Origin of the sequence: Bartonella melophagi K-2C (assembly GCF_000278255.1) — a bacterium.
Taxonomy (GTDB): domain Bacteria; phylum Pseudomonadota; class Alphaproteobacteria; order Rhizobiales; family Rhizobiaceae; genus Bartonella; species Bartonella melophagi.
Window position 1 is genome coordinate 4,676 of record NZ_JH725091.1, and the last position, 350, is coordinate 5,025.

Annotated in this window: 1 pseudogene; it reads left to right on the forward strand. The window is 38.3% G+C overall.

The annotated features are described in order from the left end of the window. A pseudogene (locus ME3_RS07090) lies at positions 1-350 on the forward strand (recombinase); the annotation flags it as partial.

Consider the following 350-nt stretch of genomic DNA (forward strand, 5'->3'; position numbering starts at 1 on the left):
ATACAGTGTGCTCGTTATGCATTCGGTTTATCGGGTATCTATGATGAAGATGAAGCTGAGCGCATCAATGAAACTCGTATTAATGAAACTAACCATAGTCTCAAAAATGAAAGAGTCTCTGATGAAACACTCGCACAAATCAAAGAGCTCATAAAACAAACAAAAACGGAAGAAGCAAAAGTCCTCTCTTTTGCACAAGTCACAAAACTCACAGAAATGTCTCATGAGACAGGGCAAATTGTTTTAGAGCATTTGAAAAAACGACAACGCTCTCAACAGCACTTACAAAAGATCCCAAATATACAACCCTTTCCCATACAAGAACCTCTCTATACATCTATCCAAGGGGT